Origin of the sequence: uncultured Porphyromonas sp. (genome assembly GCF_947254915.1) — a bacterium.
Taxonomy (GTDB): Bacteria; Bacteroidota; Bacteroidia; order Bacteroidales; family Porphyromonadaceae; genus Porphyromonas.
Map to the genome: position 1 here is coordinate 1 of NZ_CAMYEZ010000145.1, position 4,487 is coordinate 4,487.

3 protein-coding genes are annotated in these 4,487 nt (G+C 54.3%); all 3 read right to left on the bottom strand.

The annotated features are described in order from the left end of the window. Positions 1 to 222 precede the first annotated feature (222 nt). Positions 223 to 825, bottom strand: a complete 603-nt coding sequence (locus tag Q0X57_RS07705; RefSeq protein WP_297729845.1) for a riboflavin synthase — start codon at positions 823 to 825, stop codon at positions 223 to 225. A 106-nt stretch (positions 826 to 931) separates the two neighbouring features. After that, positions 932 to 2,020 carry a DNA polymerase III subunit delta' gene (locus tag Q0X57_RS07710; protein WP_297729847.1) on the bottom strand — a complete coding sequence of 363 codons (1,089 nt, stop codon included), beginning with the start codon at positions 2,018 to 2,020 and terminating at the stop codon, positions 932 to 934. Positions 2,021 to 2,078: 58 nt separating this feature from the next. Then, positions 2,079 to 4,109 carry a DNA primase gene (gene dnaG, locus Q0X57_RS07715; protein ID WP_297729849.1) on the bottom strand — a complete coding sequence of 677 codons (2,031 nt, stop codon included), beginning with the start codon at positions 4,107 to 4,109 and terminating at the stop codon, positions 2,079 to 2,081. Positions 4,110 to 4,487 lie beyond the last annotated feature (378 nt).

A 4,487-nucleotide genomic window follows, 5' to 3' on the forward strand; every position in this document is an offset into this window, starting at 1 on the left:
CGCATATCCCAGAGTTGTCGTCAAGCGTACTTCCAAGACATAATGCGTCAGCCCTGTTACGCACCCCAATCCAATTGTGCGAGCAAACGACTCCTCTTCGGAAGAGTTTTGAGGAAATAAAGAATCTCCACCGAGGAATATTCTGTTTTTCCTCAGTGGAGAGACCATAAGTTGCAATGTCCTAGCCTCCCCCCCCCTAATTAAGTGAGGCTAAGCTTGAGACTAGTCGAAGGAGCGCAGACGAGCGATGTACTTGCCCAGGATGTCAAACTCAAGGTTGACCACGCTCCCCTCCTTAAAGTACTTGAAGTTCGTATGCTCTAGGGTGTAAGGTATGATCGCTACTTCAAAAGAGTTTTCCTGCGAATTGCAGACGGTAAGGCTCACGCCATTGACCGTCACGGAGCCCTTCTCAACCGTCATATAGCCCTGGCGCATCATCTCACGATCCACCTCATAGGCGAAGGTAAAGTAGTGGCTACCGTCCATCTCACGAATGGCCGTACAGCGAGCCGTCTGATCCACGTGCCCCTGTACAATGTGACCGTCCAGACGACCTCCGAGCATCATGCTACGCTCCACATTGACATAATCGCCCACCTGGAGGAGTCCTAGGTTGCTACGGTCTAGCGTCTCCTGGACTGCTGTCACTGTGTAGCCACCCTCCTCAAGCGAGACGACGGTGAGACAGACACCATTGTGTGCGATGCTCTGATCTATCTGTAGCTCTGCGGCAAAAGGGCAGGCTAGTGTGATGTGCAGGTTACTCCCTTCACGAGTCAGGCGGCGCACTTGCGCCATACTTTCTACTATTCCACTAAACATATATGTATTCGGTTTGCTCTATTGATTGGTTACTTCGCAAAGATACGAAATCACAGCCGTCTTGTGCAGGCTTTTGAGGCGAAAGCCGTCTGACTTCTCTACCTGCTTAGTTGCGCAAGGCGAGTAGCATCCGCAGGAACGTGTCGAAGAGCACCATCTTCGTCAGCACATTGCCACGGATCTCTCGCATCGCCTCCTCGAGGAGCCTATAGCAGGCACCCATCGCCTTGTTGTTGACCCGTAGCTCCCCCACACGTGCCTCGCCACTGAGTGCACGGTGCCACTGCCTACCCACCTGCTGCATCAGTAGTTTGAGGAAAGCAACCGCTCCCTCGCGTCCAGCTTTGTCCACCTCCTCACTGAGAAGCTTCAGACGCAGGATGTCGGCTCGTAAGGTCGCATCGTACCACTGCTGCGCCAGCTCCTGCAGTTTGTCTTGCGAAGCGGAGCTGTCGAGTAGCCGTAGCGCATCACTCAGGTTACCGTCCACTAGGGGAATCATCGCCTCCAGAGCATCGGTCGCCAGCTCTGGGTGTAGAGCGGTCAGCGCCTCTCTCATCTCCGCCTCCGTCATCGGGGGCAGCTCGAAGCGCTGTACACGGCTCAGGATCGTGTCTAGGAGCCGATCCGAATGTGCCGACACAAGGATAAAGAGCGTCTCGGCGGGTGGCTCTTCGAGCGACTTGAGAAGCTTGTTGGCCGCTGCGTCATTCATACGCTCTGGCTGGTAGATAATGATCGTGCGCCAGCCCCCTTCGGTGGTTGTAACCGAGAGACGAGACAAGAGACTATTGATCTCATTCACGTAGATGACCGGCTGACTATTGCCTGCCTCCAGTACTTCGAGCCAGTCCTGATCGGTAATGTAGGGAGAGCGCCCAAGGAAGGTGCGCCACTCGTCGAAGTATCGCTCCGTGGGTGTCTCGTCTTGTGCCGCTTTGACCACGGGATAGACGAAGATAACGTCGGGATGAGCGATGGCTGCGACCTTCTTGCAGGAGGCACACGCACCACACGAGTCTTCGTCCGTAGGCAACTGACACTGGATGTACTGCGCCCAGGCCCACGCTAGGTGTAGCCCGGGGTAGCCCTCCTGTATCTCTAGGAGTACCGCATGGGGCATCTGTCCTGAGTGGGTCAAATGTGCGAACTGCTGCTTGAGGGCTTGGTATCCATATATATCGGCAAACTGCATGACGGCACTTTCTTCTTTAGATTTGGTAAAAGGGTTTGCGGGGACTCTCTCCTTTAGCTCACGAAATGACCACCCGCTGACCGCTAAACTGTCCCAGCATCTTACGTATCTCCTGCCAGGTGGATAGCTCTTGGAGGAGAGGCTGGTAGCAAGCGTAGTCCGCCTCTGGGTGCTCCTGCTGTAGTGTCTGAATTTGCTGCGAGATCTGCTGACAGCGCTCCTCGGCGTATGCTAGCTTGTAGGTGTATAGTACCTTAAAGGTCATCTCCTGAATCCACTCATCGGGTAGCATCTCCTCCTCCTCGCTGTCAGGCATCTGGAGCTCTTCGCGAGCCTTGCGAGATAGACGGTAAGGAGTCGCATAGAGATCCACCGCTAGTGCTGACACCTGCGGGGTCTCCGAGTTGCAGAGGTAAGAACCACAGGTACGCATAGGCTTATCGTCGGGGACGCTGAGCTGGTCAAGCATTAGTTTGTTACTATCGTTGAGGATGCGCTTGACCAGCGGGTGCTCGATCTCTATATCGTCCTGCTTGAGCTCTTGATAGACAAAGTTGGCCACAGAGACCTGTATCACCGTAGGCTCGGACTGCTCGTCAGACTCTTCGTCCTGCACGGAGATCTTGAGCATACGCTCCCCATAGCGCACCACGAGACGCAATAAGTCTAGAGCCTCATTGCTCATCGGCGCGTCTAGAGGCGAAACCGCTTGCGGGGTCTCCTCGGGAGCACTCTCTTCAGGTGTCGCTGCCTCTGGCGGAGCATACTGATAGACTCGCCCACGGCTAAAGCGCTCCTGCTTGATCTGCTGCAAGAGTAGATCTTCTGCCACGCCATACATCTGAGACATCTGCTGGATGTAGACGATCCGCTCAAGGCTATCGGGGATCGTAGCAATGCTCTGCAAGATGTCTCGCATCAGTTGCGTCTTAAGCTGTGGATCTTGTGCCATCTGCGGAGCATAGAGCTGAGACTTGAAGGTCAGGAAGTCCTGCTCGTGCGCAGCAAAGTACTCCTCCACCTCGGTGCGACTACGCTTAGAGACAAATTCGTCGGGATCCTCTCCATCGGGTAGGACTAAGAGCTTGATCTGCATCCCCTCAGCGAGGAGCATATCGACCGAGCGCAACGCTGCTTTGACACCCGCCTCATCACCGTCGAAGAGCACCAGTACATTACGCGAGAAGCGTCGCAAGAGTTGTATCTGACTCTCTGTAAGCGCCGTGCCAGAGGTCGCCACCACATTCTCTATCCCCACTTGGTGCATGGCGATCACATCAAGATAGCCCTCGACGATGATGCCTTGATCTCGTTGTGCTATAGCTCGCTTCGCCTGATAGAGGCCGTATAGCTCACGGCTCTTGTCGTAGATGATGCTCTCGGGCGAATTGATATACTTGGCTATCTTGTCCGCCTTGCGCATCGTGCGCCCTCCGAAGCCGACGACACGCCCCCCTACATTATATATAGGGAATATAACGCGCTCGTGATAGCGGTCGGCACTCGGGCGACCCTCGCTCGGGGCGTAGAGCAGACCCGTCGCGACAAAGCTGTCCATGTCGTAGCCATGCTCCTCGACATACTTCGCCAGCGCACGTCGATCACTCGGCGAGTAGCCCAGCCCGAAGGTCTGTATCGCCTCCGACCGCACCCCACGTTGCGTAAAGTAGGGCAAGGCTACGTCTAGTCCCTCCTCCTGGCTGAGGAGCTGCTCGGTAAAGAACTTCGCCGCCACCTCATTGGCAAGGTAAAGCGCCTCTCGCTCATTATGTCTCTGCTGCTCCTCTTCGGTCATCTCCCGCTCGGGCACGGGGATATTATACTTCTGAGCGAGGTAGCGGAGTGCATCAACGAAGGAGCAGTTCTGTATCTTCATAATGAAGGAGATAGGCGTGCCACCTGCGCCACAAGCGAAGCACTTGCAGATATTCTTGGACGGAGTAACAATGAAGGAGGGGTGACGATCCTTGTGAAATGGGCACAACCCCACAAAGCCTGACCCCTTGCGCCGTAGCTGCACAAAGTCAGACACCACATCCTCAATGCGTGCCGTATCTATGATTAGTTGCTTCGTTTGCTCGTCCATCATCGGTCTACTTCACTCGCTCTGCAAATGTACTCATTTCACGGCAAAGCCCTCCTCCGTGCATAGGTCTGACGCATTATGTAATGATGAACTCGTCTGCGCCACGATCAAGGAAGTTGAGCGATTCCTCGGTGGAGGTTTTTGATTATCCAGCGAGGAGCGAAAAAATTCCTCCGAACTTTCATTTCATTCCTCCGAACTTTCATTTCATTCTTCCGAAGTTTTATATCTCGGCTCCGTGGAGAATTTTCGTTTGCTCCCTAGCGATTCCCGATTTCCTCGGGAGAAATTGGTGTCAGCGGAGATACAAAGAGTAGGGGTCAAGTGAGTATATAGCGCTACAAGGCTAGGCTCTAGCTATATATGTAGTCCCTAGAAGAG

Bases quoted from the DNA above. Each gene is read 5' to 3' on its own strand.
- Q0X57_RS07705 (WP_297729845.1), bottom strand. From the start codon at position 825: ATGTTTAGTGGAATAGTAGAAAGTATGGCGCAAGTGCGCCGCCTGACT.
- Q0X57_RS07710 (WP_297729847.1), bottom strand. From the start codon at position 2,020: ATGCAGTTTGCCGATATATATGGATACCAAGCCCTCAAGCAGCAGTTC.
- dnaG (WP_297729849.1), bottom strand. From the start codon at position 4,109: ATGATGGACGAGCAAACGAAGCAACTAATCATAGATACGGCACGCATT.